A 1390-nucleotide genomic window follows, 5' to 3' on the forward strand; every position below is an offset into this window, starting at 1 on the left:
CCAATGGCCATCCGTGCCAACAGTGGTAGTGATGGTTTGTACAGCGCCGTCGCTGTCGGTTACAGTGAGTGTGACTGTGCCGCCAATTTCGTTACTGGTGCCTTGCAAGGTCGGGGTTAAGTCGTTTACATCACCCACGGTTTGCATGGTTAACGTGGGTGCTTGCGTGTCTAGAGTAATTGTATCGGTTACTGTTGTTGTGTTTCCTGCTTCGTCAGACACACTTACTTCTATGGTGTTATCACCTTCATTCAAGTCTGTTTGAGGGGTTACTTCCCAATTTCCATTAACATCTACTGTGGTTGTTAGTGTTTGTTCAACCCCGTTTTCATCAGTGATCACTACAGTAATCGTTGTCCCTACATCAGCATTACTCGTGCCCGAAATAGTCGGCGTTGTATCATTGGTAACAGCCTCAAAATCAACGGTTAAACTAGGGCCTACAGTATCAATATTACCGGTTACAGTATCTAAAGCACTATTGCCTGCAGCATCAGAAACCTCTGCCTGTACAGTGTAATCCCCAGAAGCTAACTCTTGAGAAAGCTCTACACTCCAATTCCCTTGTGCATCCGTTGTCGTATTAAACAAGCGAACAACGCCTTGGGAATCAGTAACAGTCAAGCTTACTACAGTGCCAAATACCACGCCTGTAGTATTACCGGCAATAATTGGTGTTGTATCATTACTAGTTTCTAGTTCATTTACTTGTATGGTTGGAGGCGTAATATCTATTACAGCATCAAGGTCTGCATTTGCGCTTCCACCACCTAGGTCTGTTACTGTTGCACTGATTGAAATAGTACCCTCAGCCAAATCGGCAGGCGGAGTTACACTCCACTGTCCATTTGCATCAACAACTGTAGTTAAGGTCACAGTCGTACCTGTAGAGTCGGTGATCTGAACTTCAACAGACGAACCTACTTCTGCATTAAAAGTATCACCGCTTATTTGTGGGGTTTGATCGTTAGTTTCACCAATCAAATCAATAGTGATAGTTAACGCGCTTGTATCAATTGTACCTGAAGCACTTGCAGTGCCTTCATTACCAGCACTGTCACTAATACTTGCATCTACAGAGTAGCTTCCTTCAGCTAAAGCTACAGGTACTTCAACTGTCCAACTTCCATCAGCAATTACTTGTGCCGTAATAGTTTGAACTGCACCATTAGCATCAGTCACAGTTAAAGTAATAGTCGAGCCTGTTGGCTCACCGCTAACAGTACCTGAAATGGTAGGTGTTGTATCACTCGTATCTCCTAACGCGTTAATAGTTACTACTGGCGCTGCGGTATCAACCTCACCTGTGATAATTGCTGTAGTTTCATTACCTGCGGTGTCGGTTACTGATACCTCAACGGTAAATTCACCTTCACTTAATTCGTTAGGT

The 1390-nt window shown here is 44.1% G+C and carries 1 protein-coding gene; it reads right to left on the reverse strand.

All coding sequences use genetic code 11. From position 1 onward, the window contains the following. Nucleotides 1-1390 (reverse strand): Ig-like domain-containing protein (locus tag WDB87_RS00145; RefSeq protein ID WP_337848652.1); only part of this gene is annotated, 1390 nt, incomplete at both ends.

The sequence above is a fragment of the Pseudoalteromonas sp. C12FD-1 genome (assembly GCF_037414265.1).
In the GTDB taxonomy this organism is placed as follows: domain Bacteria; phylum Pseudomonadota; class Gammaproteobacteria; order Enterobacterales; family Alteromonadaceae; genus Pseudoalteromonas.